General features: G+C 74.1%; 23 protein-coding genes and 2 pseudogenes. 10 read left to right on the top strand and 15 right to left on the bottom strand.

All coding sequences use genetic code 11. The features are described 5' to 3' along the window. Positions 1 to 57 precede the first annotated feature (57 nt). Positions 58 to 678 (top strand): phosphoribosylglycinamide formyltransferase, encoded by a 621-nt coding sequence (purN, locus tag JD77_RS07130; protein WP_145773580.1) that lies wholly within the window; start codon positions 58 to 60, stop codon positions 676 to 678. Continuing rightward, positions 675 to 2,246 (top strand): bifunctional phosphoribosylaminoimidazolecarboxamide formyltransferase/IMP cyclohydrolase, encoded by a 1,572-nt coding sequence (purH, locus tag JD77_RS07125; protein WP_145773579.1) that lies wholly within the window; start codon positions 675 to 677, stop codon positions 2,244 to 2,246. The genes purN and purH overlap by 4 nt, the downstream gene beginning before the upstream one ends. A 4-nt stretch (positions 2,247 to 2,250) precedes the next feature. On the opposite strand, the gene JD77_RS07120 is transcribed toward purH, so the two are convergent. From JD77_RS07120 to JD77_RS07110, 3 genes and pseudogenes are all read right to left on the bottom strand, one after another. Continuing rightward, entirely contained in the window at positions 2,251 to 3,708 is a 1,458-nt protein-coding gene (locus tag JD77_RS07120) for a transposase (protein WP_145773578.1), read from the bottom strand. A 494-nt stretch (positions 3,709 to 4,202) separates the two neighbouring features. Beyond that, entirely contained in the window at positions 4,203 to 4,679 is a 477-nt protein-coding gene (locus JD77_RS07115) for a hypothetical protein (protein ID WP_145773577.1), read from the bottom strand. Between the two features lie 52 nt (positions 4,680 to 4,731). After that, positions 4,732 to 5,115, bottom strand: a pseudogene (locus JD77_RS07110) (ATP-binding cassette domain-containing protein); the annotation flags it as partial. A 204-nt stretch (positions 5,116 to 5,319) separates the two neighbouring features. Here JD77_RS07110 and JD77_RS07105 point away from each other — a divergent pair. Together JD77_RS07105 and JD77_RS07100 are read left to right on the top strand one after the other, a co-directional pair. Then, the gene (locus JD77_RS07105) at positions 5,320 to 6,180 is read left to right on the top strand and encodes a bifunctional methylenetetrahydrofolate dehydrogenase/methenyltetrahydrofolate cyclohydrolase (RefSeq protein WP_145773576.1); all 861 of its coding nucleotides are present in this window, start codon (positions 5,320 to 5,322) and stop codon (positions 6,178 to 6,180) included. A 170-nt stretch (positions 6,181 to 6,350) separates the two neighbouring features. Continuing rightward, complete coding sequence (locus tag JD77_RS07100) at positions 6,351 to 7,301, top strand: malate dehydrogenase (RefSeq protein ID WP_145773575.1); 951 nt, start codon at positions 6,351 to 6,353, stop codon at positions 7,299 to 7,301. A gap of 146 nt (positions 7,302 to 7,447) precedes the next feature. Here the strand turns inward: JD77_RS07100 and JD77_RS07095 are convergent, their stop codons facing one another. After that, positions 7,448 to 7,924: an MBL fold metallo-hydrolase gene (locus JD77_RS07095; RefSeq protein ID WP_145773574.1), complete on the bottom strand. Its 477-nt coding sequence runs from the start codon at positions 7,922 to 7,924 to the stop codon at positions 7,448 to 7,450. A gap of 138 nt (positions 7,925 to 8,062) precedes the next feature. On the opposite strand from JD77_RS07095, the gene JD77_RS07090 reads away from it, so the two are divergent. Beyond that, the gene (locus JD77_RS07090; RefSeq protein WP_145773573.1) at positions 8,063 to 9,280 is read left to right on the top strand and encodes an NADP-dependent isocitrate dehydrogenase; all 1,218 of its coding nucleotides are present in this window, start codon (positions 8,063 to 8,065) and stop codon (positions 9,278 to 9,280) included. Between the two features lie 361 nt (positions 9,281 to 9,641). Here JD77_RS07090 and galT read toward each other — a convergent pair whose 3' ends face one another. The 4 genes from galT to JD77_RS07070 form a co-directional block, all read right to left on the bottom strand. Then, positions 9,642 to 10,718: a galactose-1-phosphate uridylyltransferase gene (gene galT / locus JD77_RS07085; protein ID WP_145773572.1), complete on the bottom strand. Its 1,077-nt coding sequence runs from the start codon at positions 10,716 to 10,718 to the stop codon at positions 9,642 to 9,644. Next, the gene (locus JD77_RS07080) at positions 10,715 to 11,518 is read right to left on the bottom strand and encodes a DeoR/GlpR family DNA-binding transcription regulator (protein ID WP_145777455.1); all 804 of its coding nucleotides are present in this window, start codon (positions 11,516 to 11,518) and stop codon (positions 10,715 to 10,717) included. Before JD77_RS07080 ends, galT begins: the two co-directional genes overlap by 4 nt. Before the next feature lie 156 nt (positions 11,519 to 11,674). Then, positions 11,675 to 13,204, bottom strand: a complete 1,530-nt coding sequence (gene cysC, locus JD77_RS07075; protein ID WP_145773571.1) for an adenylyl-sulfate kinase — start codon at positions 13,202 to 13,204, stop codon at positions 11,675 to 11,677. Between the two features lie 112 nt (positions 13,205 to 13,316). After that, positions 13,317 to 13,862 (bottom strand): DM13 domain-containing protein, encoded by a 546-nt coding sequence (locus JD77_RS07070; protein ID WP_145773570.1) that lies wholly within the window; start codon positions 13,860 to 13,862, stop codon positions 13,317 to 13,319. A 156-nt stretch (positions 13,863 to 14,018) separates the two neighbouring features. Here JD77_RS07070 and JD77_RS07065 point away from each other — a divergent pair, with 156 nt between their 5' ends. Then, on the top strand, positions 14,019 to 14,666 hold the full coding sequence (locus tag JD77_RS07065) for a hypothetical protein (RefSeq protein ID WP_246140557.1): 648 nt from the start codon (positions 14,019 to 14,021) through the stop codon (positions 14,664 to 14,666). Between the two features lie 31 nt (positions 14,667 to 14,697). On the opposite strand, the gene JD77_RS07060 is transcribed toward JD77_RS07065, so the two are convergent. From JD77_RS07060 to JD77_RS07040, 5 genes are all read right to left on the bottom strand, one after another. Further along, positions 14,698 to 16,554 (bottom strand): class I tRNA ligase family protein, encoded by a 1,857-nt coding sequence (locus JD77_RS07060; RefSeq protein WP_246140556.1) that lies wholly within the window; start codon positions 16,552 to 16,554, stop codon positions 14,698 to 14,700. A 46-nt stretch (positions 16,555 to 16,600) separates the two neighbouring features. Then, positions 16,601 to 18,466 (bottom strand): ABC transporter ATP-binding protein, encoded by a 1,866-nt coding sequence (locus JD77_RS07055; RefSeq protein WP_145777454.1) that lies wholly within the window; start codon positions 18,464 to 18,466, stop codon positions 16,601 to 16,603. A 164-nt stretch (positions 18,467 to 18,630) separates the two neighbouring features. Further along, positions 18,631 to 20,502, bottom strand: coding sequence for an ABC transporter ATP-binding protein (locus tag JD77_RS07050; RefSeq protein ID WP_145773568.1), 1,872 nt, complete (start codon positions 20,500 to 20,502; stop codon positions 18,631 to 18,633). Positions 20,503 to 20,645: 143 nt separating this feature from the next. After that, the gene (locus JD77_RS07045; RefSeq protein ID WP_145777453.1) at positions 20,646 to 21,158 is read right to left on the bottom strand and encodes a methylated-DNA--[protein]-cysteine S-methyltransferase; all 513 of its coding nucleotides are present in this window, start codon (positions 21,156 to 21,158) and stop codon (positions 20,646 to 20,648) included. 17 nt (positions 21,159 to 21,175) lie between these two features. Next, positions 21,176 to 22,681 carry a DNA-3-methyladenine glycosylase 2 family protein gene (locus tag JD77_RS07040; protein WP_145773567.1) on the bottom strand — a complete coding sequence of 502 codons (1,506 nt, stop codon included), beginning with the start codon at positions 22,679 to 22,681 and terminating at the stop codon, positions 21,176 to 21,178. A gap of 219 nt (positions 22,682 to 22,900) precedes the next feature. Here JD77_RS07040 and JD77_RS31910 point away from each other — a divergent pair. The 4 genes and pseudogenes from JD77_RS31910 to JD77_RS07020 form a co-directional block, all read left to right on the top strand. Beyond that, positions 22,901 to 23,308 (top strand): annotated as a pseudogene (locus tag JD77_RS31910) (hypothetical protein); the annotation flags it as partial. A 153-nt stretch (positions 23,309 to 23,461) separates the two neighbouring features. After that, entirely contained in the window at positions 23,462 to 24,547 is a 1,086-nt protein-coding gene (ychF, locus tag JD77_RS07030; protein ID WP_145773566.1) for a redox-regulated ATPase YchF, read from the top strand. 74 nt (positions 24,548 to 24,621) lie between these two features. Then, positions 24,622 to 24,972 (top strand): hypothetical protein, encoded by a 351-nt coding sequence (locus tag JD77_RS07025; RefSeq protein WP_145773565.1) that lies wholly within the window; start codon positions 24,622 to 24,624, stop codon positions 24,970 to 24,972. Between the two features lie 147 nt (positions 24,973 to 25,119). Further along, positions 25,120 to 25,653: a suppressor of fused domain protein gene (locus tag JD77_RS07020; protein ID WP_145773564.1), complete on the top strand. Its 534-nt coding sequence runs from the start codon at positions 25,120 to 25,122 to the stop codon at positions 25,651 to 25,653. A gap of 15 nt (positions 25,654 to 25,668) precedes the next feature. Here the strand turns inward: JD77_RS07020 and JD77_RS07015 are convergent, their stop codons facing one another. Both JD77_RS07015 and JD77_RS07010 read right to left on the bottom strand, forming a co-directional pair. Further along, positions 25,669 to 26,379, bottom strand: coding sequence for a SanA/YdcF family protein (locus JD77_RS07015; RefSeq protein ID WP_145773563.1), 711 nt, complete (start codon positions 26,377 to 26,379; stop codon positions 25,669 to 25,671). 46 nt (positions 26,380 to 26,425) lie between these two features. After that, entirely contained in the window at positions 26,426 to 26,788 is a 363-nt protein-coding gene (locus JD77_RS07010) for a PH domain-containing protein (RefSeq protein ID WP_145773562.1), read from the bottom strand. Positions 26,789 to 26,794: the final 6 nt, after the last annotated feature.

Raw genomic sequence — 26,794 nt, 5'->3', positions numbered from 1 at the left:
CGCGCCGTCCGTGCGCCCGCCCGTCGACCCCTTCGACCTGCCCGATAGGGTTGCCGGGTGACCGAGCCCGCGTCCGCCGCCCGCCTCGTCGTCCTCGTCTCCGGCTCCGGCAGCAACCTCCAGGCGCTGCTCGACGCCGCCACCGACCCCGCGTACGGGGCGCGGGTGGTGGCGGTCGGCGCCGACCGGGACGGGATCGCCGGCCTGGATCGGGCCGCCGCCGCCGGAGTGCCGACCTTCGTGGAGCGGGTCAGGGACCATCCGACCCGCGCGGACTGGGACGCGGCGCTGACCGCGCGGGTCGCCGAGCACCGGCCCGATCTGGTGATCTCCGCCGGCTTCCTCAAGCTGGTCGGCCCGCACTTCCTCGCCGCGTTCGGCGACCGCTACCTCAACACCCACAACACGCTGCTGCCGGCGTTCCCCGGCATCCACGGCCCCCGTGACGCCCTCGCCTACGGCGTGAAGGTCACCGGGGCGACGCTCTTCTTCGTCGACGCCGGGATGGACACCGGCCCGATCGTTGCGCAGGTCGCCGTGCCCGTGCTGGACGACGACGACGAGGAGACGCTCACCGAGCGCATCAAGGAGGCCGAGCGGCGCCAGCTCGTCGAGCAGGTCGGCCGTCTGGTCCGCGAAGGTTGGACGATCACCGGAAGAAAGGTCACGGTCCCGTGAGTTCCACTCAGGACGAGCGCCGCCCGATCCGGCGGGCGCTGGTCAGCGTGTACGACAAGAGCGGCCTCGTCGAGCTTGCCCGGGCCCTGCACGAGGCCGGGGTGGAGATCGTCTCGACCGGCAGCACGGCGTCCACCATCGACGGCGCCGGCGTGCCGGTGACCCCGGTCGAGTCGGTGACCGGCTTCCCCGAGATCCTCGACGGCCGGGTCAAGACGCTGCACCCGAAGATCCACGGGGGCCTCCTGGCCGACCTGCGCAAGGAGTCGCACGCCGCCCAGCTCGCCGAGCACGGCATCGCGGGGATCGACCTGCTCGTGTCCAACCTCTACCCGTTCCAGGCGACGGTCGCCTCCGGCGCCGACGTCGACGAGTGCGTGGAGCAGATCGACATCGGCGGCCCGGCGATGGTCCGGGCCGCGGCCAAGAACCACGCCTCCGTCGCCGTGGTCACCGATCCGGCGGCGTACCCGGCCCTGCTGGCGGCCCTGCGGGAGGGCGGCTACACGCTGGCCGAGCGCCGGGTGCTGGCGGCCCGCGCGTTCGCCGCGATCGCCGAGTACGACCTGGCCGTGGCCGAGTGGTGCGCCGTCACCCTGGCCCCGGACGCCGAGGGCTGGCCGAGGTTCGCCGGGCTGACGCTGCGCCGTGGCGCGGTGCTGCGCTACGGCGAGAACCCGCACCAGGCCGCCGCCCTGTACGCCGACCCGGCCAGCCCGCCGGGGCTGGCCCAGGCCGAGCAGTTGCACGGCAAGGAGATGTCCTACAACAACTACGTCGACGCGGACGCCGCGTGGCGGGCGGCGAACGACTTCGCCGACCAGCCGGCGGTGGCGATCATCAAGCACGCCAACCCGTGCGGGATCGCGGTCGGCGCCGACGTGGCCGAGGCGCACCGCAAGGCGCACGCCTGCGACCCGGTGTCGGCGTACGGCGGGGTGATCGCCGTGAACCGACCGGTGAGCGTCGAGCTGGCCCGGCAGGTCGCCGACATCTTCACGGAGGTGCTGGTCGCCCCCGGCTACGAGGAGGGCGCGGTCGAGATCCTGCGGGGGAAGAAGAACATCCGGCTCCTGCACGCCCCCGCGTTCGACCCGCTGCCGGCCGAGTGGCGGCAGGTCACCGGCGGCATCCTGGTCCAGATGCGCGACCGGATCGACGCCGAGGGCGACGACCCGGCCGCCTGGCGGCTGGCCACCGGCGAGGCGGCCGACGAGGAGACGCTGCGCGACCTGGCGTTCGCCTGGCGGGCGGTGCGCGCGGTGAAGAGCAACGCGATCCTGCTGGCCCGGGACGCCGCGACCGTCGGGGTCGGCATGGGCCAGGTCAACCGCGTCGACTCCGCACGGCTCGCGGTCACCCGCGCCGGCGCCGACCGGGCCCGGGGAGCGGTCGCCGCCTCGGACGCGTTCTTCCCGTTCGCCGACGGCCCGCGGATCCTCATCGAGGCCGGCGTACGCGCCATCGTCCAACCCGGCGGCTCCATCCGGGACGAGGAGGTCGTCGCCGCGTGCAAGGAGGCCGGTGTGACCATGTACCTCACCGGCACCCGCCACTTCTTCCACTGATTCCCTATCGAGGATCGGTTGTCAAGAGGGCGGGTTGCTTGACGGTCCGTGACGGTGTCGCGGAGGATTCGGGTGGGGAAGGTCGCCTCGTTCGTACGCTTCGAGCGTCTTTTTGATCATGTCCCGTGAGGGCTTGGTGAGGGGCCTTCCCCGCCCTGCGCTTGGTGCTGCGCCGCCTGCGGCGGATCTCCTCGGTCACGGTCCACTGCTGGGCGATGATCTGTTTCGCCTGCTGTGGGGTGACCGGCGTGCCGTCGACGTCGCAGATGACATACGGCATGCGGCGGCGCATCACGGTCCAGAGCCGCTCGGCGAGCCGGGCCGCGACCACACAGCTGGCTTTGAGGTGTTCGGCACCGCGTTCGACCATCTGCTGGTGGTAGATGCGCGCGAGCTGCGGGTCCTGCTTGCGAGCCCAGTCCGCGGCCCGGATCAGAGTGGCCCGGGCCAGCCGGGAGCCGGCCTTGGACATCGGCTGGCCCTTGCGGTCGGTGTCACCGGTCTCTGACGCGCGCGGCGCCAGCCCGAGGTATGACTTGAAGTGCGCCGCGGTGGGGAACCGGGTGGCGTCACCGATGACCGCGGTCATCGCCGGTCCGCCGACCTCGGCCAGGCCGGGCAGGCTACGGGCCAGCTGCATCGGGTCGACCCACCGGTAACAGGTCTCCCGTTCGGCCGCGTGCGCGGCCAGCTCGGTGGTGATGGCGCGTAGTAGCCGCACCTCGGTGGCGATCTCGGCGGCCAGGTCGGTGAACGCGACCGCCGGGTGATCACCGTAGAGGTCGACCGCCGCTTGGGCGGCGACCAGCCACTGCTCGGCGCGCGCCGCGCCCTGGTGGTTGTGGGACGCCTTGACGATCAGCGCGGTCAGCCGGGCCCGGCCCAGCCGCAGCAGGGCACGCGGGTCGGCGTAGCGTTCCAGCACCGCCAGGTCGGCCTTGCCCAGATCACCGGTCAGCGGGGTGCACGGCATCACCTGCCGGACCAGGTCCTTGATCCGCACCTTGTGCTCGGACGCGGCCATGGTCAGCCGGTCACACGCGCGCACCCGCCGGTCCAACGCCGCCGCTGCCGCATCCGGCAGTTCGAGGGGCCGTAGCCCGTCCGGGTCGATCAACGGCAAGCGGGCCAGGGTGTCCGCGTCAATGCCGTTGGACTTCGCATGCCGCGACAGGAACCGGCGCAGATCCGCCGCCTTCGCACTCGACACCCGGAACACCAGGTGCCCCCGAGCGGTGAAGAACACCGCGATCGGCAGCCACGCCGGCCCGGTCGGCTCGATCACCACCTCCAACCGCGTGCCCGGCGCCGCCCCGGCCAACGCCGCGGACTCGATCATCGACAAGCTGTCCACCGTCGGCTCGCACCGCCGCCGGCACACCTCCCGTCCGGCCTCGTCACGCACCCGTACCGTGTGCGCCGACGCGATCCCCAAATCGATACCGACCAACCTGCGCTGCATCTACCGCCTCCCCGGCACATAAACATCTACCTGCTCCGGCGATCCGCGCAGGTCAACACCGCACGCCAGCCACGGTCCCAAGGAGGCAGAGCAGTCCGACGACGGCTCCCACTCATGTGCTGCAACCGGACCCGGCCTCGCAGGGCCGGCCCACTTCCCTCATCCGGGACATCCGTGGCCAGACCAGCGGTAGCAATCAGCGGTACGAGGCTCTCCCTCAGACCCCAACTCGTCGCCACCCACCGGACCAACCGGGATGCTCATCCAATCCCAGGACCACCGGGCTGATCAAGCACCGGAGTTCCTTACATGACCCCGACCGGGAGCGCAGCGGGGTTGTGCCGTCGGCGCTGTGGAGCTGATGTCGCGCGCGACTCGTCCGACCTGCGACGGCACGTCGGGAGGCGATGTCGTAGACGACTCAGCTCCACAGGCCGCCCACGAGGTGTGCCCGCCCGGCGGCGGCACCGTCGCGTCGCCTTCCGGGCGGCTGGTCAGCCGGCGCGGAGGCTGAGCGCGGCCCGGGTGCCGTCGGTGCGCTCCGCCCGGACGGTCCAGCAGCCGGCCGTGGGGAACGTCCACTGGCTGCCCCACTCGTCGCCCGGGCGCTGCCAGGTGCTGCCGCCCGTGTGCCCGGTGACGTCCGCCGGTTCCACGCGGGCGCCGTCCGGCCCTTCGGCGGCCAGCGTCAGGTCGCCGTGGCCGGTGATCCGGAAGGCGATCTTCGTCAACCGGCCCGCGCGCAGCTCCGCGCCGTCGATGAAGAGCAGCGCCCAGAAGACGCCAGGCGTGCCCGCGACCTCGGCGAGACCGGTGCCGTAGCGGTGGTCGGCCGGGCAAGGCGGGGCGGCGACCGCCGTCGTACGGCCTTCGGTGCTGTCGCCGTCGGGCCGCTCCCCGGCGTCCGTGCAGCTCGCCGCCGTCAGGGCCGCCGCCACCGCGATCATTGAGATGCCCCGATGCCGTCGCATCCCCCCATGGTGCCAGGGCCGCCCCGCCGCCGGCAGGTGCGGCGCGGGCGGGCTTCTCCAGCAGGTTGATCACCTGGGCCTGGATCGACACGTCCAGGGCCGACACCGACTCGTCGCAGACGATGATCTCCGGACGCAGGGCCAGCGCGCGGGCGATGCCGATGCGCTGCCGCTGGCCGCCGGAGAACTGGTGCGGGTACCGGTTGACGTGCTCCGGGTTGAGGCCAACCACGTCGAGCAGTTCCTGCACCCGCTGGCGCCGGCTGCCCTTCGGCGCGGCGTCCGGGTGGATCTCGAACGGCTCGCCGATGATGTCGCCGACCGTCATCCGCGGGTTCAGCGACGGGTACGGGTCCTGCATCACCATCTGCATGTTCCGGCGCAGCTCGGCCCCGGACGCCTTGAACCGGTTCCGCCCCTCCAGGCTGGCCCGCCCGTCGGGTCCAGAGCACTCCCGGACTCGGCGCCCGATCCCGACATATGGCGGGAATTACCCTGCGTGACCAGTGTCACGTGACGGATCGTTATGGTCCGGTGCCGCCCGTCCGGTGCCGCCCGTCCGGTCGGCCCGGCCCGTTCGGGTCGGGCGCCGGACACGGGTCGGCGGAACGGCGAGCCCCGGCCGTGAGACGATCTGGGCGTGACGGCGACGATCCTGGACGGCAAGGCGACCGCGGCGGAGATCAAGGACGAGCTGCGGGTACGCGTCAAGGCGCTGGCGGAGCGCGGCACGATCCCCGGGCTGGGCACTGTCCTGGTCGGGGCCGACCCCGGCTCGCAGGCGTACGTCAACGGCAAGCACCGCGACTGCGCCGAGGTGGGCATCGCCTCGATCCGCCGCGAGCTGCCGGCCGACGCCACCCAGCAGCAGCTCGACGAGGTGCTGGCCGAGCTGAACGCCGACCCGGCCTGCCACGGGTACATCGTCCAGCTTCCGCTGCCCGGCCACCTGGACACCCAGCGGACGCTGGAGGCGATCGACCCGGACAAGGACGCCGACGGCCTGCACCCGGTCAACCTCGGCCGGCTCGTCCTCGGCTACGACGCGCCGCTGCCGTGCACGCCGCGCGGCATCGTCGAGCTGCTCCGCCGGCACGACGTGGCGCTGCGCGGCGCCAGGGTGGCCGTGGTCGGCCGGGGCAACACCGTGGGCCGCCCGCTCGGCCTGCTGCTCACCCGGCGCAGCGAGAACGCCACCGTGACCCTGTGCCACACCGGCACGCTCGACCTCGCCGCGCACACCCGGGCCGCCGACATCGTCATCGTCGCCGCCGGGGTGCCGGGCCTGCTCACCGCCGAAATGATCAACCCGGGCGCGGTGGTGGTCGACGTGGGCATCACCCGGGTGATCGGCGCGGACGGCAAGGGCCGCTACACGGGCGACGTCGACCCGGAGGTCGCCGAGGTGGCCGGCAAGCTCGTACCGATGCCCGGCGGCGTCGGCCCGATGACCCGGGCCATGCTGCTGACCAACGTGGTCGAGCGGGCCGAGCGCGGCTGAGGCCCGCCCGGGGCCGGCGCGGCGGCCATGCGGCCGGGCGTACGACCGGCGAACCGGACGGGCGGTGACGTTCACCCCATCCGGCCGTTGGCCGTTGCCCCTGGCCTGTCCGGTGTCAGGATGACTGATACGGTCCGGAAAACCGACTGGTAGCAGGGAGTGGGACGACCATGGGTAAGAAGGTCACTGTCGTCGGGGCCGGCTTCTACGGCTCCACGACCGCGCAGCGCCTGGCCGAGTACGACGTCTTCGACACCGTCGTGATCACCGACATCGTGGAGGGCAAGCCGGCCGGTCTCGCGCTGGACCTCAACCAGTCGCGCGCGATCGAGGGCTTCGAGACCAAGCTCGTCGGCGTCACCACCGGCCCGAACGGCGAGGGCTACGAGGCCATCGAGGGCTCGGACGTCGTGGTGATCACGGCCGGCCTGCCGCGCAAGCCGGGCATGAGCCGGATGGACCTGCTGGAGACGAACGCCAAGATCGTCCGCCAGGTTTCCGAGAACGTCGCCAAGTACGCCCCGAACGCCGTCGTCATCGTCGTGTCCAACCCGCTCGACGAGATGACCGCGCTCACCCAGCTCGCCACGCAGTTCCCGAAGAACCGGGTGCTCGGCCAGGCCGGCATGCTGGACACCGCCCGGTTCACCAACTTCGTCGCCGAGGCGCTGAGCGTGCCGGTGAAGTCCGTGAAGACGCTGACCCTCGGCTCGCACGGCGACACCATGGTGCCGGTGCCGTCGCGCAGCACGGTCGACGGCAAGCCGCTGCGCGAGGTGATGCCGGCCGAGCAGATCGAGGAGTTGGTCGTCAAGACCCGCAACGGCGGCGCCGAGGTGGTGGCGCTGCTCAAGACCGGCTCGGCGTACTACGCCCCGTCGGCCGCAGCCGCCCGGATGGCCAAGGCCGTCGCGGAGGACTCGGGCGAGGTCATGCCGGTCTGCGCCTGGGTCGACGGCGAGTACGGCATCTCCGGCGTGTACCTGGGTGTCGAGGCCGCGATCGGCGCTGAGGGTGTGAAGCGGGTCGTCGAGACCGACCTGGACGCCGACGAGCTGGCCGCCCTGAAGGAGGCCGCCGAGGCCGTCCGCGCCAAGCAGGGCGACATCGCCACCATGTGACCTGAGCACCGCCGACGGGAGGGGCGTGCCGCCACGCGGCGCGCCCCTCCCGCTGTTCCCGCCCGCCCCGTCCCGCCCGGGCTTCGCACCGTCGATCAAGAGGTTTGCGTCGTCCGGGCACCCGAATTCCGACGCAAACCTCTTGGTCAACCCGCGCGGAGGGGGGCGAAGGCCGCGCTCAGGTGAGGGGTGGACAGGGTGGTTGTGCCCGGCAGGGCGCGCAGGAGGGTCGTCCGGGAGGTGCGGGCGGTCGCCGGGTCCATCTCGTGGGCGTACGCCAGCTCCGGATCGACGAGCTGCACGGCGTGCACCAGCAGGTCGCCGGTGACCAGCAGCCGCTCGTCCCCGGCCGCCACCGGCACCGACTGGTGGCCAGGGGTGTGCCCGGGGGTGGGCAGCAGGCGTACCGCCGGGGCCAGCCGGGCCTCGCCGTCGACCACCCAGCGGAACGGCAGCCACCGCCGCCCGTCCGGGGTGACCGCGCCCGGGTCCCGCGCGTCGGCCGCCCGCCAGTGCTCCGCCGTGGCGCCCGGGAACGCCTGCTCGCGGGGCTGGAAGAACGGCCCCTCCCCGTCGACGAGCGCGGTGACCGTGATAGACCCGAGGGTGCGGCTCAGTGGCATCGGCCGATGGTGCCAGGGGTCCACCGCGCCGCGCACCCCGGTTCCGGCCGCCGACACCAGGCCGGCTGGGGGGCGCCGTCCGGTTTCCAGTACGCTCGTACTGCTTGAGCACGTGTCCCCCGAGAGGAGCGCCGGCCGATGGCGAAGATCAAGGTAAACAACCCGGTCGTGGAGCTCGACGGCGACGAGATGACCCGGATCATCTGGAAGCAGATCCGGGAGCAGCTGATCCTGCCCTACCTCGACGTCGACCTGCACTACTACGACCTGTCGATCCAGTACCGCGACGAGACCGACGACCAGGTCACCATCGACGCCGCCAACGCCATCAAGGAGCACGGCGTCGGCGTCAAGTGCGCCACCATCACCCCGGACGAGGCCCGGGTGGAGGAGTTCGGCCTGAAGAAGATGTGGCGGTCGCCGAACGGCACCATCCGCAACATCCTCGGCGGCGTCGTCTTCCGCGAGCCGATCATCATGTCCAACGTGCCGCGGCTGGTGCCGGGCTGGACCAAGCCGATCGTCATCGGCCGTCACGCCCACGGCGACCAGTACAAGGCCACCGACTTCGTCGTCCCCGGCCCGGGCACGGTGACCATCACCTACACCCCGGCCGACGGCTCCGCGCCGGTCGAGATGGAGGTCGCCAAGTTCCCCGGCGGCGGCGTCGCCATGGGCATGTACAACTTCGACGACTCCATCCGCGACTTCGCCCGCGCCTCCATGCGCTACGGCCTCAACCGCGGCTACCCGGTGTACCTGTCGACGAAGAACACCATCCTCAAGGCGTACGACGGCCGGTTCAAGGACATCTTCGCCGAGGTCTACGAAGACGAGTTCAAGGCGGAGTTCGAGGCGGCCGGCATCAGCTACGAGCACCGGCTGATCGACGACATGGTCGCCGCCGCGCTCAAGTGGGAGGGCGGCTTCGTCTGGGCCTGCAAGAACTACGACGGTGACGTGCAGTCCGACACCGTCGCGCAGGGCTTCGGCTCGCTCGGACTGATGACCTCGGTCCTGATGACCCCCGACGGCCGGACGGTCGAGGCGGAGGCGGCGCACGGCACCGTCACCCGGCACTACCGGCAGTGGCAGAAGGGCGAGAAGACCTCGACCAACCCGATCGCCTCGATCTACGCCTGGACGCGGGGCCTGGCCCACCGCGGCAAGCTGGACGGCACCCCGGCGGTCACCGAGTTCGCCAACACCCTGGAGCAGGTCATCATCGACACGGTCGAGGGCGGCCAGATGACCAAGGACCTCGCGCTGCTCATCTCGCGGGACGCCCCGTGGCTGACCACCGACGAGTTCATGAACGCGCTGGACGAGAACCTGGCGCGCAAGCTCGCCGCCTGATCCACCGCGACCGCGACGGAGCCCGCCGGCGCCCGTGCCGGCGGGCTCCGTCGTTCCGCGCCGGATCCGAACCGCCGCCTCGTGCCGGCGGCGTCACCGTGGGTGACGTGGCTCGTTGAGCTGGTTGGACGTGGTGCCAGTCGCGTCCAGGGAGGCTGACCGGGAACGCCCCGCGGAGCGGGTGCGGATCAGCCAGCTTTCCCGGCTGTCGCGCACAGCCAAGCCGTCCCTTCCCTGCGGGGGGCCCTGTCCCGGGCCCCCCGCGCCCTGTCCGGAGTCCCCGCCCTGGCCCAGGTCCCCGCCCTTGTCCCGGGCCCCCGCACTGTCCCGGCCCCGCTCTCTCCCGCGAACGCCGGCGGTCTCAGGCGGCGCGCAGGAGCTCGGCGGCCCGCTCGGGGGCGACGTCGCTGATGAACGAGCCCATCCCCGACTCCGCGCCCGCCAGGTACTTCAGCTTGTCCCGGGCGCGCCGGATGCTGAACAGCTGCAGGTGCAGATGCGCGAGCTCGCGCTCGACGCGCACGGGGGCCTGGTGCCAGGCCGCGATGTACGGCATCGGCAGGTCGAACAGCCCGTCGAAGCGGCGCAGCAGGTCCAGGTAGAGCGGGGCGAAGGCGTCCCGCTCCTCGTCGGTCAACGCGGGGATGTCGGGCACCGGCCGGTGCGGGGCGACGTGCACCTCGAACGGCCAGCGGGCGGCCGCCGGCACGTACGCCGTCCAGTGCTCGTTGGCGGCCACCACGCGCGTCCCGGCTGCGCGCTCGGCGGCGAGCACGTCCGCGTACAGGTTGCCGCCCCCGGTGCGCTCGGCGTGCCGGCGCGCCGCGCCCAGCATCGCCCGGGTGCGCGGCGGGACGAACGGGTACGCGTAGATCTGCCCGTGCGGGTGGTGCAGGGTCACGCCGATCTCCACGCCCCGGTTCTCGAAGCAGAACACCTGCTCCACCCCGGGCAGTTCGGCGAGCGCCGCCGTCCGGTCGGCGAGGGCGTCGAGTACCGTGCGTACCCGGCTCGGCGGCAGGCGCGCGAACGAGGCGTCGTGGTCGTCGGTGAAGCACACCACCTCGCACCGGCCCTGGCCGGACCGGACCGGCGTGAACGGGGTGATCTCCGCCGGCTCCTCGCCGACGCGTCCGCTGAAGGCCGGGAACCGGTTCTCGAAGACGGCGACGTCGTAGTCGGGCGACGGAATCTCGCTGAGCCGGTCGCCCCGGGACGGGCACAGTGGGCACTGGTCGGCCGGGGGCAGGAAGGTGCGGGTCTGCCGGTGCACGGCGAGCGCCACCCACTCGTCGGTGAGCGGGTCGTACCGCAGCTGCGACGCGCGTGGCGGCGGCGGGAGTTCCCGCCGGTCCGGCTGGTCGCGGACCGCGTCGTCCCGCTCGTCGAAGTAGATCAGCTCCCGGCCGTCGGCCAGCTCGATCGACGTGCGCTTCACTCCGTCGTCCCCTCCCTCGCCGGCCGGCCCGGCCGCACGAGCACCAGCTCGCCGACCCGTTCGCCCAGTACCCGGCGGCCCTCCGGCGCCAACCGGTCGTCGGTGACCAGCACGTCGGCCGCGGACAGCTCGACGATCGAGCAGAGGCCGACGGTGCCCCACTTGGTGTGGTCGGCGAGCACGACCAGCCGGTCGGCGGCGGCCACCAGGGCCCGGTCGGTCTCGGCCTCCATCAGGTTGGGCGTGGTGAAGCCCGCCCGTTCGCCGATCCCGTGCACGCCGAGGAAGAGCAGGTCGAGGTGCAGCGAGCGGATCGCCGTGACCGCCAGCGGCCCGACGAGCGCGTCGGACGGCGTCCGCACGCCGCCGGTCAGCACGACCGTCTGGTCCGGCCGGCCGCCGGCGTGCAGGATCTCGGCGACCGGCAGGGAGTTGGTCACCACGGTCAGCCCCGGCACGTCGACCAGCCGGCGGGCCAGCTCGGCCGTGGTGGTGCCGGCGGAGAGGGCGACCGCCGAGCCCGGCGGGACCAGCGCGGCGGCGCGGGCGGCGATCGCGGCCTTCTCCGGCAGTTGGCGCACCGACTTCGCGCGGAAGCCGGGCTCGTCGGTCGAGCCGGCGCCGGGCACCGTGGCGCCGCCGTGCACCTTGGCGAGCAGGCCACGCTCGTGCAGCGCCTCCAGGTCACGCCGGACGGTCATGTCGGAGACGCCGAACTCGGCGGCCAGCTCGGTCACCCGTACGCCGCCGGTCGCCCGGACCCGCTCCAGGATGGCCGCCTGCCGCTGCCGCGCGAGCACCCGCACCTCCGGCTTTCTCCGCGCCGCCTCGCACGCGGTCGAACGTGTTCCAACAAATGCGAACACTAGCGCGTACGGTGGCCGGCGCGGAAGCGGCGTCGTCTCCCGCCGCGCCGGACCAGGAACCGGGGACCCGGACCGGGACCGGCGCGGGGATCAGGTGGACTGGAGGCGGGGCTCCACCCAGCCGGTCTCGGTCAGGTGGTGCATGACCGCCCGCACGGCCTCCTCGATCGTCAGCTCGGTCGTGTCGAGCACCAGGTCGGCGTCGGTCGGCTCCTCGTACGGGTCGTCGACGCCGGTCATCCCGGTGAGCAGGCCGGCGCGCGCCCGGGCGTACAGGCCCTTGCGGTCGCGCCGCTCGCAGACCTCGATCGGCGTCGCCACGTGCACCAGCACGAACCCGGCGCCGGCCGCGTGCGCCATCTCCCGGGCGGTCGCCCGCGCCTGGGCGTACGGGGCGATCGGGCAGCAGATGCCGACTCCCCGGTGCCGGGCGATCTCGGCGGCGACCCAGCCGATCCGGCGGACGTTCAGGTCCCGGTCGGCCTTGCTGAAGCCAAGCCCGGCGGAGAGCTCCCGGCGCACCACGTCGCCGTCGAGCAGGGTCACCGTCCGGTCGCCGCTCTCGCGCAGCACGTCCGCCAGGCCCCGGGCGACGGTGGACTTGCCGGAGCCGGAGAGCCCGGTGAGGAACACCACCAGGCCCCGGTGCCGGCGCGGCGGACGCGCCCGGCTCAGCTCCTTGGCCACGGCCGGCGGGGTGTGCCACTCCGGCAACGGGAAGCCCCGGTCGAGCAGGTCGTCGATCTCCGCCTGGCTCAGCGCCAGCCGCCGGTTGCGCGGGGGGATGTCCTCCCGCCAGCGCCACTGCCCGTCCCGGTTGTCGTAGGCCAGTTCGCGGGGAACCAGCACCCGCAGCCCGGCCCCGGAGAGCATCTCGCGGGTGGAGAGCAGGTGGGTCACCCCGTACGCGGCAGCCACCCGGGCCTGGATCAGGGCGTCGCTGATCTCGTCGCGGCGCCGGGACAGCGGCACCGCGACCAGCGTCGCCGGGGGCATCCGGTCCCGGGCGGCGAAGACCGCCCGGACCAGCGCCTCGGAGGGCAGCCCGTTGGTCACGCCCTCGCCGACCGGGATCATGACCAGCAGGTGCGCGGCCAGGGTACGGGCGGCGTGGGCGATCTGCGCGAGCTGCGGCCGGTGCAGCGGCCGGTCGGCGACGACACCGAGCACCCGCCCGGGGGGCAGCAGCGCCCGGATCTCCTCCGGGCTGCGGCGCAGCCGCTGGAACGGGCCGTGGCCGCCGTCGCCCAGCCGGCGCACCGCGCCGCCGATCCCGGCGACGCCCTCGCGGGCCGTCCAGATGTCGGTGACCTCCAGCGCCGCGACCGGCGCGCCCTCGCCGTCGGTGAGCACCAGCGCCCGGCGCTGCGGGTCGGCCGGATCCAGGCCGTCCGCCAGCGCCGTAGGCACCTGGAGGGCCACCGGCACGGGCCACGGCGTCCCGTCGGCGAGCCGGCCACGGCGGTTCAGCGAGGCCAGGTCCGCCCGGGTCATGAACCCGGTGAGCGGCGCGTACGCCCCGGTGAGCAGCAGTTCGAGATCGGCCAGCTCGCCGGGACGCGGCGTGTACGCCGGCGCGTCCCGAAGCACCTCGTCGGGCAGCGCCCACCCGTTGCTCATCGAACCCCCCACTCACTGGCCGCCACACAGTTTCGCAGCAGTGCGGCGATCGGTCGAGAGTGCCACCCCACGTCGGTGGACGGCCAGCGGGGCCCGTGTGGCGTGGAACCGGCTACACGGCGGCTCGCAGCGGGGCCGCGCCGAAGGAGATGGAGAACCGCTTGCACCAGAGCGAGACGCTGGTCAGCCCGGTGAGGTCCGTGCCGGCCGGGATGTCGTACGCCTGGTTGCCCCGGTTGCCCTTGAGCCGGCCCAGCTCGACATAGCGGCCGTCGTCGAAGACCCGCGACCCCGGATCGCCCGGGCTGACCGGCTGGTCGGTGAGCCAGACCCGCAGGTCCGGCCCGTTGGTGGTGGCCAGCCCGACCAGTTCCAGCCGGTGCCGGCCGTCGACTCCCCGGACGATCCGCGCGGTGCCCGACGTGTCGTACACCTGGGCGACGAATTCGCCCTGGCTGAGCAGGGCCGGTCCGGTCGGGGCGCCGGGTGCCGTGGGGGAGGACGGCGGCGCCGTGACGACCGCCGACAGCGGCTCGTCGACCTCGGTGTCGATGACATACGTCCACGGCTTGAACCACATCAGGCCGGCGGCGACGCCGAGGGCGAGGACGGCGGCGACGGCGGCGACCGCGCGGCGGCGCGACAGGGCGAGAGACATGGACGCCATTCTTCCGTCGGCGGCGTCCGTCGTCACGGTCCGCACGCCGACGGAATCCTCACCGTCACCAAATGCCGGGGCGGCGGTGGGCGCCCCGGCGGGAAAGGTAGGGCTGGCCGGATGGACCCGGCCGGGCGTACCGGGCAGGCTGGGGCCATGGTGGCGGACACGGGCCGGGCGGCGCCCCGGCGGTCGTACCCGGCAGGCGCCCGGCACTGGGCGACCAGCCTGGCGGTCGCCGGGGCGGCCGCGGCGGCGACCACGGCGCTCGCGCAGGCGACCGGCCAGTTCCACTGGTGGGCCGGCTTCGTGCTGACCCCCGGCGCGCTGATCGCCGCGTGCGGCGGGCCGCTGCTGGCCCGCGGCGGCGGCCGGGCCTTCACGGGGTACGTCGTCGCCTGCCTCGGGGCGCTGGTCTTCGCCGACGGGGCGCTGCTGATGGCCGGCGTCATGGGGCGGGGCTGGCCCGCGCTGGTGATGCTGCCCTGCCTGGCGGTCGCCGGCACCTACCTGTGGCGGCCGGACGACCCGCTGGCCCGGGGGCTGCACCGGACGGTCGCCCTGCTCGCCGTCGCCGGCGCCCTGGTGGGGGCGACCCTACAGCTGATCCGGGCCGGGCTGTACGAGCCGGGCCCGTTCCACTGGTGGGGCGCGTTTGTGCTGCTCGCCGGCGTGGTGGTGGCCGGCAACGCGGCGGAGTTGGCCCGGCACCGGATGCCGTACCGGCTCCAGGCCGTCACCCTGCTCGTCGGGCCCGCCGTCGTCGCCGCGCTGCTCGGCGTCCGCATGCTGCGCGGCTGGTGAGCGCTCCCGGCGCGGCGGCGGGCCCGACACCTCAGAAGGCGCAGGCGACGACCAGTTCCGTCGTGCGGTCCGGCAGCAGGTCGAGCTTGCCGATCCGGCCGGCGGCCCGCAGGTCGCCGGCGACGAGGCCGAGCCGGTCGAGCAGGGCGGCCGGGCCGAGCGCCTCCGCGAGGGGCACCTCCGCCTTCATCGACAGCTTCCGCTCCGACTTGGCCCGCCGCACCTGGCTCAGCGGGTCGCCGGCCAGCCGCAGCAGCTCCGGGTCGCCCTCGCCCCGCACCGCCCGCCCCACCTCGTACGTGGTGGGCCAGGGGGAGCGGTGCACCGAGCCGTACGCGTCGAAGGCGGCGGTCGCGGCGGCGACCACGCCGGACAGTTCGGCGAGCATCGCGGTGTCCAGCGGCTCGGTGGCCGACAGCTCCAGGTCGCGGCGCGGCGTCAGACGCGCCGAGCTGGAGTTGTCGCACGGGGCCCGCAGCGCGTCGGCGGCGCCCAGCCCGAGGGCGAACTTCGACGCGTTGAGTAGTTTCGTGGCGAGCCGCCGGCCGACCCGGATCTGCGCCGGGTCGAACGCCAGGTCCATCCCGGGCCGCCCGTTGGCCGCCCAGTACCGCACCGCGTCCGAGCCGTGCTGCTCCAGCAGGCCCAGCGGGGTGGTGACGTTCCCCTTGGACTTGGACATCTTCTTGCGGTCGGGGTCGAGGATCCAGCCGGAGAGCACGGCGTCCCGCCAGGGCAGCACCCCGTGCTCCAGGTGCGACCGGACCACGGTGGCGAACAGCCAGGTGCGGTTGATGTCGTGCCCCTGCGGGCGCAGGTCCATCGGGAAGACCCGACGGAACAGGTCGGGGTCGTCCGCCCAGCCGCCGACGAGCTGCGGCGTCAGCGACGACGTGGCCCAGGTGTCCAGCACGTCCGGGTCGCCGACGAAGCCGCCCGGCCGGCCCCGCTGGGACTCCTCGTACCCGGGCGGCGGCTCGCTCGACGGGTCGATTGGCAGCGCCGCCTCCTGCGGTGTGAGAGGGTGGGCGAGGTCCGGCTCGCCAGCGTTGTCGAGCCGGTACCACACCGGCACCGGCACCCCGAAGAAGCGCTGCCGGCTGACCAGCCAGTCACCCGTCAGGCCGGCCACCCAGTGCTCGTAGCGGTGCCGCATGTGCTCCGGCACCCAGCGCAGCTCGGCGCCCCGGGCCAGCAGCTCGCCGCGCAGGGCGGCGTCCCGGCCGCCGTTGCGCAGGTACCACTGCCGGGTGGTGACGATCTCCAGCGGCCGGTCGCCCCGCTCGTAGAACTTCACCGGATGGGTGATCGGGCGCGGCTCGCCGACCAGGTCGCCGGCGTCGGCGAGCATGTCGACCAGCGTCCGCCGGGCGCCGGCCACGGTCTGCCCCGCCAGCGCCGCGTACGGCTCGGCCGGCACGCCGGCCGGCGGCACCGGCAGCAGCCGCCCGTCCCGGCCGATCACCGCCCGGGTCTCCAGGGCCAACTCCCGCCACCAGGTCACGTCGGTCAGGTCGCCGAACGTGCACACCATCGCGATGCCCGTGCCCTTGGCCGGGTCCGCCAGCGGGTGCGCGCGCACCGGCACCTCGACCCCGAACACCGGGGTACGCACAGCCGCGCCGACCAGGTCCGCGTACCGCTCGTCGTCGGGGTGGCAGACCAGCGCCACGCAGGCCGGCAGCAGCTCGGGGCGGGTGGTGTCGATCAGCACCTCCCGGCCGTCCGGGCCGGCGAACCGCAGCCGGTGGTACGCCCCCGGCCGCTCCCGGTCCTCCAGCTCCGCCTGGGCGACGGCGGTGGCGAACCCGACGTCCCACAGCGTCGGCGCCTCCGCCTGGTACGCCTCGCCCCGCGCCAGGTTGCGCAGGAACGCCCGCTGCGACACGGCCCGGGCCCGGCGGCCTGCCCTGCGCCGGCCCTCCGGCCGCGGGTCAGACCAGCGAGTCGCGCCACTGGCGGTGCAGGGCCGCGTACCGGCCGCCGCCGGCGACGAGCCGGGCGGGTGGGCCGTCCTCCACGATCCGTCCCCCGTCGAGGACGAGCACCCGGTCGGCCGTCTCCACGGTGGACAGCCGGTGCGCGATCACCAGGGCCGTCCGGTCCCGCAGCACGGTGCCCAGCGCCCGCTGCACGAGCCGCTCGGTGGGCACGTCCAGCGACGACGTCGCCTCGTCGAGGACGAGTACCCGGGGGTCGGCGAGGAACGCCCGGGCGAACGCCACCAGTTGCCGCTGCCCGGCGGAGAGGCGGCCGCCGCGCCGGTGCACCTCGGTGTCGTACCCGTCGGGCAGCGCCGCGATGAAGTCGTGCGCGCCGATCGCCCGCGCGGCGGCCTCCACGGCCGCGTCGTCGGCCCCCGGACGGCCGAACCGGATGTTCTCCGCCACCGTGCCGCTGAACAGGTGGTTCTCCTGGGTGACCAGCACCACCGCGCGGCGCAGGTCGGCGTCGGCCAGGTCCCGCAGGTCGACCCCGTCCAGCGTGACCGTGCCGGCGTCCGGGTCGTGGAACCGGGCCAGCAGCTTGGCGATGGTCGACTTGCCCGCCCCCGTCGGCCCGACCAGCGCGACGGTCTGCCCGGCCGGCACGGTCAGGTCCAGCGCGGACAGGATCGGCGCGCCGGCCCGGTAGCCGAAGGAGACCGAGCGGAACTCCACCGCCCCGCGCCCCGACCCGGCGGGCAGCGGCAGCGGGCTCGCCGGCTCGGCCACCGCCGGCCGCTCGTCGAGCACCCCGGCCAGCTTCTCCAGGGCCGCGGTCGCCGACTGCAGGGAGTTGTAGAACTGGCTCAGCTCCTGCATCGGCTCGAAGAACCGGCGCAGGTAGAGCAGGAACGCGGCGAGCACCCCCACCTCGGCCCCGCCCGCGAGCACCCGGGCGCCGCCGTAGCCGAGCACCGCCGCCACGGTCACGTTGCCGATCACCTTGATCCCCGGCGAGTACGTGGCGATCAGCCGGAACGCGGTCAGGCTGGCCCGCCGGTAGTCGTCGTTGACGGCCTCGAAGATCCGCTGGTTGCGGGCCTCCCGCCGGTACGCCTGCACCGCCCGGATGCCCCGCAGCGACTCCACGAAGTGGACGATGACGAGCGCCACCGCCTCCCGGGTCCGCCGGTACGCCCCGGCCGACGCCCGGGCGAACCACCGGGACAGCCAGAGCAGGAACGGGAACGCCAGCAGGGTGACCGCGGCCAGCGGCGGGTCCAGCCAGAGCAGGACGGCGGCCACGGAGAGGATGGACAGCACGGCGAGGACCAGGCTGTCGACGCCCCCGTCGACCAGCTCGGCGATCGAGTCCAGGTCGCTGGTCAGCCGGGAGACCATCCGTCCCGACGTGTAGCGCTCGTGGAAGCCGACGGACAGCCGCAGGAAGTGCGCGTACACCCGCTCGCGCAGCTCCAGCAGGACGGCCTGGCCGATCCGGGCGGAGAGGGTGAGCAGGCCGCGCCGGGCCGCGTACTCGGTCAGCGCCGCGCCGGCGAAGGCCGCGGCGACCGCGGCCAGGGGGCGGGCGTCCCCGGACCGTAGCGGGCCGATCGCCCGGTCGATGCCGAGCATCACCAGGTACGGCCCGGACATCGCGGCGGCGTTCTGCGCCAGCAGCAGGCCCACGGCCGCCGCGATCCGGCGCCGGTGCGGCCGCAGCAGGTCCCGCAGCAGCACGCGGCTGCGGGCGCGCAGTCGCGCCACCGCCTCCGGCGTGCCCTCCTCCGCCCGGCTCCGGTCCGCCTCCGGGTCGACGGCCCGCCCCCGCCACCGCTCCACGTCCCAGTCGGCCCTGCCGTCCGGGTCGTCCACGGGCGCGCCCGCCGACCCGCCGTCCGCACGGCCGTCCCCGCCGCCCGTCCCGCCAGCCCTCTCGCCGTCCGTCCCGCCGACCGGCTCGGAGTCCGTCCCGCCAGCCCTCTCGCCGTCCCTTTCGCCGGCCGGCTCGGCGCCCGGGCGGCGCGGTCCGGCCGTGGTCACGAGCGCACCAGCCCGCGGCCGGGCCCGGCGGCCGGCGTGTGCGCCTTCTCTCCCGCGACCGGGGTGGGCGGCTCGGCCGAGAGCACCGCCCGGTACGCCGGCACCGTGGCCAGCAGCCGCGAGTGGGTGCCGACGGCGGTGATCCGGCCCCGCTCCAGCAGGGCCACCCGGTCGGCGAGCGCGACGGTCGACGGGCGGTGCACCACCAGTAGCGCGGTCGTCTCCCGCAGCACCCGCCGCAGCGCCGACTCCACGAGCGCCTCGGTGTGCACGTCGAGTGCGGAGAGCGGGTCGTCCAGCACCAGCAACGCCGGCCGGCCGAGCACCGCCCGGGCCAGCGCGAGCCGCTGCCGCTGCCCGCCGGAGAGGGAGAGCCCCTGCTCGCCGACCCGGGTGGCCAGCCCCCACGGCAGGTCGTACGCGAAGTCGGCCTGGGCCAGCGCGAGCGCGGCCCGTACCTCGTCGGCGTCGGCGTCCGGCCGGCCCAGGGTGAGGTTCTCCCAGACCGAGATGGAGAACAGCGTGGGCTCCTCGAAGGCCACCCCGACCAGCCGGCGCAGCGACGCCAGCCGCAGGTCGCGCAGGTCGTGGCCGTCGAGGGTGATCCGCCCCCCGGTGACCTCGTGCAGTCGGGGGACCAGGGAGAGCAGCGTGCTCTTGCCGCAGCCGGTCGCCCCGACCAGGGCCAGCGTCTCGCCCGGCTCCACGGTCAGGTCCACCTCGCGCAGCACCGGCTCCGCCGTGCCGGGGTAGCGGAACGACACCCCCTCGAAGGCCAGCCGGCCGCGGACCGCCGCTCGGGACAGGGCCACCGCGTACGGCGCGTCCACGATGGTGGGTGGGGTGTCCAGCACCTCCTGGACGCGGTCGGCGGCGGTGGCCGCCTCCTGGCCGTTGGCGATGATCCAGCCGAGCGACTGCACCGGCCAGATCAGCATCAGTTGCAGGCTGACGAACGCGACCAGCTCGCCGATGGTCAGCACGCCCCGGGCCGCGGCCACCGCCCCGGCGACCAGCACCACGCCGAGGGTCAGGTTCGGCACCAGGTCGAACAGCGCCGAGGTGCGGGCCAGCAGCCGCCCCTTGCGGACGCCGGTGTCGTGCAGCGCCCGGGCGGCGGCGGCGAAGCGGGCCGCCAGTTCCGGGCCCCGGCCGTACGCCTTCATGGTGCGCAGGCCCTGCGCGGTCTCCTCGACCAGGGTCGCCACGTCGCCCTGCTGGTCCTGCATCCGGCGGGACGCGGCATGGTAGTACCGGGCGAACCTGCGGCTGATCAGGAACAGCGGGACGGCGCTGGCCGCCACCAGCAGCCCCAGCGCCGGGTGCAGCCGCACCAGCAGCACCACCACGGCGACGTAGGTGACCAGGTTGAGCACGAGGAACAGCAGGCCGAAGGAGAGGAACCGGCGGATCACCGACAGGTCGCTGGTGATCCGGGAGAGCAACTGCCCGGACTGCCACCGGTCGTGGAAGCTGGCCGGCAGCCGTTGCAGGTGGGCGTAGACGTCGGCCCGGATCGCCGCCTCCATGCCGACCGACGAGGAGGACTGGGTCCACCGGCGGATGAAGATCAGCACCGCCTCCGCCAGGCCGAGGAGCAACGCCAGGCCGCCGAGCCGGACCAGGCCGGCCTGGTCGTGCCGGGCGATGGGGCCGTCGACCACCCGCTGCACGACCAGCGGCACGGCCAGGCTGGCGGCGGTCGCGGCCAGCGCCGCCGCCAGCAGCCAGCCGAACTCGGTGGCGTAGGGGCGCAGGTAGGGACGCAGCCGCCACAGGTTGCGCAGCGGGCGGGCGCCGCCCCGCCGGCCCGCAGCGACGGCCGGCAGCACGACCCGTGGCCGGTCGCCGTCGCTGTCCGCAGGCACTACCCGACGGTAGCGTCAAATGTGAGCGTCGCAGCTGTCAACTTTCGGCACGGGCGCGCGCCTCGCCGCCGTCCGGGGGTCGCCTCGCGGGCTACCGTCCGGGGGTCGCCTCGCGGGCCACTGTCCGCGGGTCGTCCCGTGGGCTACCGTCCGGGGGTCGCCTCGTGGGCGAGGAGCCACCGCTTGACGTCCAGCCCCCACCGGTAGCCGCCGAGGCCGCCGTCGGTGCGTAGCACGCGGTGGCAGGGCACGAAGAGGGCCGCGGCGTTGCGGGCGCAGGCGGCCGCCGCCGCGCGTACCGCCGCCGGCCGGCCGGCCAGTTCGGCGTAGCCGGTGTACGTCACCGGCTGGCCGGGCTTGACCTCGCGCAGCACCCGCCAGGCGTGCGCCATGAACGCGCCCCCGGTGTGCTGCTCGACGGGCACCGCGTCGATCGCGGTCAGGTCGCCGCCGAGGTACGCGGCGACGGCACGGGTCACGGGGCCGAGGTCGGCCCGGTGCCGCACCGGGCCGCGCAGGGCCGGGTGCACCAGCGGTACGAGCGACTCCGGCTCGGCGGTGAAGCCGGCCGCCCGGACCGCGCCGCCGGGGCCGGTCAGGATGCTCAGCGGGCCGGCGGGCGTGTCGACGACGGTGCCGTCGAGCGTGCTGTCCATGCTGTTCTCCACAGTCGTCATGCTGCTCTCCACAGTCGGATGACCGCGTACGAGCGCCAGGGGCGCCATCGTTGCGCGTACGCGTCGAGGGCCTTCGGGGCGTCGGGCAGGCCGAGGGCGGCGGCGCCCCGCCGTACGGCCAGGTCGGTGGGGAGGAAGACGTCCGGGTCGCCGAGGGCGCGCATGGCCACGTACCCGGCCGTCCACGCCCCGATTCCCGGCACCGCCAGCAGCCGCCGCACGCTCTCCTCCCGGTCCCCGCCCGGGTCGAGGTCCAGCGACCCGTCGGCGACGCCCCGGGCCACCGCCCGGATGGTTTCCCGCCGCCCGACGGGCATCCCGAACCCGCCATCCCCGACCCGCAACACCTCCCCGGCACTGGGAAACCCCCGCAGCCCACCTTTCCTCCCGGGTTGATCACGGAGTTGGCGGTCGGCGGGATCCTCAGAACGGCCGTCGACTCCATGATCAACACCCGAGGGGGTGGTGGCGGCGGTCGTCAGGAGGCGGGCGAGGGTGGTGCGGGCGGCGCGTACCGAGACCTGCTGGCCGACGACGGCGCGGACGGCCATCTCGAAGCCGTCGACGGCGCGCGGGAGACGCACCCCGGGCTCGGCGGCCACCAGCGGGGCGAGGGCGGAATCGGCGGCCAGGGCGTCGTCCACGGCGCCCGGGTCGGCGTCGAGGTCGAGCAGCCGGCGGCACCGGGCCACCGCCGGCGCCAGGTCGCGCATGTCGGCCAGCCGCAGCGTCGCCGCCACGTACCCGTCCGCCGGGGTCAGCGCCGCCTCGGCCGCGCCGTGCGGCAGCCGCAACCCCCGGCGGTACGTCCCGTCGCGCACCTCCTCCACGCCGGGCAGCGCCCGCAGCGCGAGGAAGTCCAGCAGCGCCGCCGCGTGCAGTGGCGGCCGGTACGCCAGCCGCAGCGTGATCGTGCCCGCCCCGCCGGCCGCCGGCCGCCGTCCCCGGGCGGCCCGCAGCTCCGACGGGGCGGCGGCGTAGACCTCCCGGATCGTGTCGTTGAACTGCCGCACGCTGCCGAACCCGGCCGCGAACGCGATCTCGGCCATCCCCAGCCCGGTCGTCTCGATCAGGATTCGGGCGGTCTGCGCGCGCTGCGCGCGGGCCAGCGCCAGCGGCCCGGCGCCCAGCTCGGCCCGCAGCATCCGGTGCAGGTGCCGCTCGGTGTAGCCGAGCCGAGCGGCCAGCCCCGGCACGCCCTGCCGGTCGACCACCCCGTCGGCGATCAGCCGCATGGCCCGGCCCACGGTGTCCGCCCGGACGTTCCACTCCGGCGAGCCGGGGGCGGCGTCGGGGCGGCAGCGGCGGCAGGCGCGCAGCCCGGCCCCCTGCGCCGCGGCGGCGGAGGGGAAGAACCGGACGTTCTGCCGCTTCGGAGTATTCGCCGGGCAGGACGGCCGGCAGTAGATCCCGGTCGACGTCACGCCGGTGTAGAACCAGCCGTCGAACCGCTGGTCGCGGCTGTCGACGGCCCGGTAGCAACGCTCGAAGTCCAACTCCACGGCACCGATACTGCCCCGCCGCCGACCCGCCCGGCTCGCGGAAATCGGACCTCGCCGTGCTGGCTCGTCAGGGAGGGCGCCTTCTCGGTGCTTCCGGTGGGGAAGAGGATCGTTCGCGCCCGGTGTCCCCGAAAGTGTCGGTCGGGGCCGGTACGGTCCCGCCACCAACTCAAGAAGGGGTGCGGCGATGGCGAGCGTGGCCGGGCGAGGTGTCCGTTGATGCGGTCGGGGCGGGCGCGGTTCGACCGTACGGTCGTCCAGGGCTTCTACGACCGGATGCGGGCGGTCGCGCCGGCGGCGTACGGCGCACTGGAGCGGGACCGGGCGGCCGAGCCCGGGCGGCCGTTCCGGGACACGGCCTGCGGGCGGCTCGTCGCGTCGCTCGACGCCGCCGGCCGGCGAGCCCTCGGCATGTGGGCACACCACTGGTGTATGCGCTTCTACGACGACGACACGCGGGTGGGGCTGCGCCTGGTCCGGGAGATCGCCGGCCGCCCCCGGCTCGGCTGGACGGCGGACGAGGTGCGCTGGATGCTCGGCGAGTCCGAGGCGGCCGGGCCGGCCGCCGCGCACCGGTTCACCCTGCCGGCCGCCGCGGCGCGGGAGCTGTCCCCGGCCGTCCGCCGGCAGATCGGCGCCCCCGAGCCGGCGTCGGCCGGTCGGGAGTTGTCGAGCGCCGCGCCGGAGGGGGCGGGGCCGCCACCTGCCCTGAGGCCCGGCCGCCCGCCGAGCGCGCGGCGGCCGGAGGCCGGTCCGGACGGCCGCGTAGACTGGCGGCCCGTGAGCCTCACCATCGGGATCGTCGGCCTGCCCAACGTCGGCAAGAGCACCCTGTTCAACGCGCTGACCAAGAACGACGTGCTCGCGGCGAACTACCCGTTCGCCACCATCGAGCCGAACGTCGGCGTCGTCGGGCTGCCGGACGAGCGGCTGGGCAAGCTGGCCGAGATCTTCTCCTCCCAGAAGGTGCTCCCGGCGCCGGTGTCGTTCGTCGACATCGCCGGCCTGGTCCGGGGCGCCTCGAAGGGGCAGGGGCGGGGCAACGCGTTCCTCGCGAACATCCGGGACGCGTCGGCGATCTGCCAGGTGGTGCGGGCCTTCTCCGACCCGAACGTGGTGCACGTCGACGGCAAGGTCTCGCCGGCCGACGACATCGAGACGATCAACACGGAGCTGATCCTGGCCGACCTCCAGACGCTGGAGAAGGCGCTGCCCCGCCTGGAGAAGGAGGCCAAGCTCCGCAAGGACCGCGCCGCCGCGGTGGCCGCTGCCCAGAAGGCCGTCGAGGTCCTCGACGGCGGCACCACGCTGTACGCGGGCGCGGCGGCGGCCGGCATCGAGCTGGAGCACCTGCGCGAGCTGCACCTGCTCACCACCAAGCCGTTCCTGTACGTCTTCAACGTCGACGAGGCCGAGCTGGCCAACGCCGAGTTCCTCGACGAGCTGCGCGCCCTCGTCGCCCCGGCCGAGGCGGTCTTCATGGACGCCAAGATCGAGTCGGAGCTGGTCGACCTGCCCGAGGAGGAGGCCCGCGAGCTGCTGGAGTCGATCGGGCAGTCCGAGCGGGGCCTCGACCAGCTCGTCCGGGTCGGGTTCCGCACGCTCGGGCTCCAGACGTACCTGACGGCGGGGCCGAAGGAGGCGCGGGCCTGGACCGTCCCGGTCGGCGCCACCGCCCCCGAGGCCGCGGGTGTGATCCACTCCGACTTCCAGCGCGGCTTCATCAAGGCCGAGGTGGTCTCCTACGCCGACCTGGTCGCGGCCGGCTCGATGGCGGCGGCGAAGGCGGCCGGCAAGGTCCGCATCGAGGGCAAGGAGTACGTCATGCAGGACGGCGACGTGGTGGAGTTCCGCTTCAACGTCTGAATCCGGCGGTTCTCGCAGGTCAGCAGGCTGCCTCTGCGCTCGGAGGCACGCCGGGGCGCAACCCGACGGTGGAAGTGGGTAACCACATCGAACACGACAAGGCACGCCGGCGGCGGATCGCATGGTGGATCACGCCGCCCGCGGTGGTGGTGGCGCTCGGGGTGGTCGCGTTCCTCGGCGTCCGTCACTCGTACCAGGACCCCGGTCCCTTCCGCGTCGGCACGTGCTTCCTGGCGGGCGACGACACGGGCATTGCCGAGGCCGGCGGGCTGCGCGAGGTGAGTGGCCGGGCGAAGGTGGTCGGCTGCGGAACCGCCCACAGTGCCGAGATCACCCGGACCGCGCGCCATCCGTCGGACTGTCGTGCCGAAGGCGCGTGGTTGAACAGCCGAGGGCAGATCTACTGCGTCACCTTCTCGGGTTGACCGGCATGGCGGCTGAGTGCACAGTGCACTCGACAGATGATCTCGCCTGGCTGCGCCCAGGCGATCGGCGCCGCGAAGCCTAGCGAGGGCAGCTGATGTCCGAGGTGGGGAAACGAGGTTCCTGGCTGGGCCGCGATCGAGGCGGCCGTGGCGACCAGGGTGGCCGATGAGGACCCGCTGGACTGGGGGACCAACAACCTTCCAGGGCACGGCCTCTACGGCCTGGGCGCGTACCGCTCCGCCGGCCACTGGTTGCTGGTGACCCTCGGGATGACCGAGCTGTTCGCCAAGAGCAGCGACAACCCGGATGTCAGCGGCTGGGGATACGAGCTGACGATGCGCGTCCCCATGGACGCCGACCAGCCGCCCGCGTGGTCCCTGCGTCTGCCCGAGCGACTGGTCGGCTACGTGTTCACCAGCGGTAAGTCCTTTGCCGAGGGGCATCGCATGGACCCGGGCGGCCCGATCACCGGTGAGGACACAACCCGACTCCGCGCAGTGGCCTTCGCCGCCGATCCCGAACTGCCGCCCATCGACTCCCCGTACGGCTCGGCGCGGTTCCTGACCGTCGTCGGGATCACCACCGAGGAGTTGGAGCGCATGAAGGCGACCACGGCGGCCGAGGTGCTCAGCGAGCTTGCCGAGCGCTCTCCCACCCTCGTGACCGATCCGACGCGCTAGGCCCCACCCCGTCGGCTACCCGCCGGCCAGTGCGTCGTCGACGCCGGTCTCCCGGCGGCCGAGGTGCACGGGGTCGCGCCGGGACAGGACGTCCAGCGCCGCCTTCACGCACGCGCCGTACTCGCGGGTGGCGCTCACCCGCCACGTCCTGGCGTACGCCCTGGCCGTGTCGTCGCCCACCCCGTTGGCCTCGACGCCGAGCCGCCGGCACACCGCCACGGCCCGGGGCAGGTGGAAGGATTGGGTCACCACCGTCGCCCGGTCCACCCCGAAGATCCGCTTCGCGCGGGCGCACGAGTCGTACGTGTCGAAGCCCGCACAGTCCGGCACCAGCCGGCGCGCCGGGACGCCCCGGTCGAGCAGCCAGCGGCGCATCGCGTCCGGCTCGTTGTAGTCATGGTGCATGTTGTCACCGGAGAGCAGGATCGCCTGCACCTTCCCGGCGGCGAGCAGGCGGCGGGCGATCTCCAGGCGCGCGGTGAGAAACGGCGACGGGGTCCCGTCCGGGTCGACCCTGGTGCCCAGCACGAGGGCGACCGGCGCCTCGGGGACGTCGCGCTCGGCGAAGAGGTGCCCCTCGGCGTCCCCGCGTACCCACGCCACGCTGGCCGCCGTACCGGTCGTCGCGAGCACCGCCCCGGCGAGCGCCGCGAGGGCGAGGAGGCGCAGCCGCCGCGCGCCCGCGGCCTGCCGGATCCAGGTCGGCGTGGAGATTCGCCAGCGCATGCGGACCAGTATCCCTGCATCAGGACCCAACCGATCTTGCCCGCGGTCAGGAGATGTAGTGCAGGATCACGTTGTGCACGTGGTGGCTCTTCTGGGCGCCCCGGAACTCGACCTCGTACGTGTGCGTCCCGACGTGGATGGCGATGGCGCCGGTGGAGAAGAACGACCCGCCCCACGACTTGTTGCTCACCACGCTCACGCTGGTGATCTTCGAGTACGGAATGCTGGTGATCGCGTACCGCTTGCCGACGAAGGACCGGTCCTGGATGATCACCCGCCGGTCGGTGAGGCCGATGAAGCCCGTCCCGGTGCCGATGGCGTCGTAGACGGCGATGATCTGCTCACCGTCGAGGAGCCCGCTCTGGATCTGCTGGAACTGCTCCTTGCGGTCGTACGTCGCGTTGGCCATGCACCC

It is taken from the genome of Micromonospora olivasterospora (assembly GCF_007830265.1).
Lineage (GTDB): Bacteria > Actinomycetota > Actinomycetes > Mycobacteriales > Micromonosporaceae > Micromonospora > Micromonospora olivasterospora.
The sequence above is the reverse complement of the archived record's forward strand: the minus strand, read 5'-3'. Positions and strand labels throughout refer to the sequence as shown.

What these genes read in the sequence shown, in the direction of transcription:
- JD77_RS07120 (WP_145773578.1), bottom strand. Translation starts at nt 3,708, where the DNA reads ATGCAGCGCAGGTTGGTCGGTATCGATTTGGGGATCGCGTCGGCGCAC.
- JD77_RS07115 (WP_145773577.1), bottom strand. Translation starts at nt 4,679, where the DNA reads ATGCGACGGCATCGGGGCATCTCAATGATCGCGGTGGCGGCGGCCCTG.
- JD77_RS07100 (WP_145773575.1), top strand. Translation starts at nt 6,351, where the DNA reads ATGGGTAAGAAGGTCACTGTCGTCGGGGCCGGCTTCTACGGCTCCACG.
- JD77_RS07095 (WP_145773574.1), bottom strand. Translation starts at nt 7,924, where the DNA reads ATGCCACTGAGCCGCACCCTCGGGTCTATCACGGTCACCGCGCTCGTC.
- JD77_RS07090 (WP_145773573.1), top strand. Translation starts at nt 8,063, where the DNA reads ATGGCGAAGATCAAGGTAAACAACCCGGTCGTGGAGCTCGACGGCGAC.
- cysC (WP_145773571.1), bottom strand. Translation starts at nt 13,204, where the DNA reads ATGAGCAACGGGTGGGCGCTGCCCGACGAGGTGCTTCGGGACGCGCCG.
- JD77_RS07070 (WP_145773570.1), bottom strand. Translation starts at nt 13,862, where the DNA reads ATGTCTCTCGCCCTGTCGCGCCGCCGCGCGGTCGCCGCCGTCGCCGCC.
- JD77_RS07065 (WP_246140557.1), top strand. Translation starts at nt 14,019, where the DNA reads ATGGTGGCGGACACGGGCCGGGCGGCGCCCCGGCGGTCGTACCCGGCA.
- JD77_RS07045 (WP_145777453.1), bottom strand. Translation starts at nt 21,158, where the DNA reads ATGGACAGCACGCTCGACGGCACCGTCGTCGACACGCCCGCCGGCCCG.
- JD77_RS07015 (WP_145773563.1), bottom strand. Translation starts at nt 26,379, where the DNA reads ATGCGCTGGCGAATCTCCACGCCGACCTGGATCCGGCAGGCCGCGGGC.
- JD77_RS07010 (WP_145773562.1), bottom strand. Translation starts at nt 26,788, where the DNA reads ATGGCCAACGCGACGTACGACCGCAAGGAGCAGTTCCAGCAGATCCAG.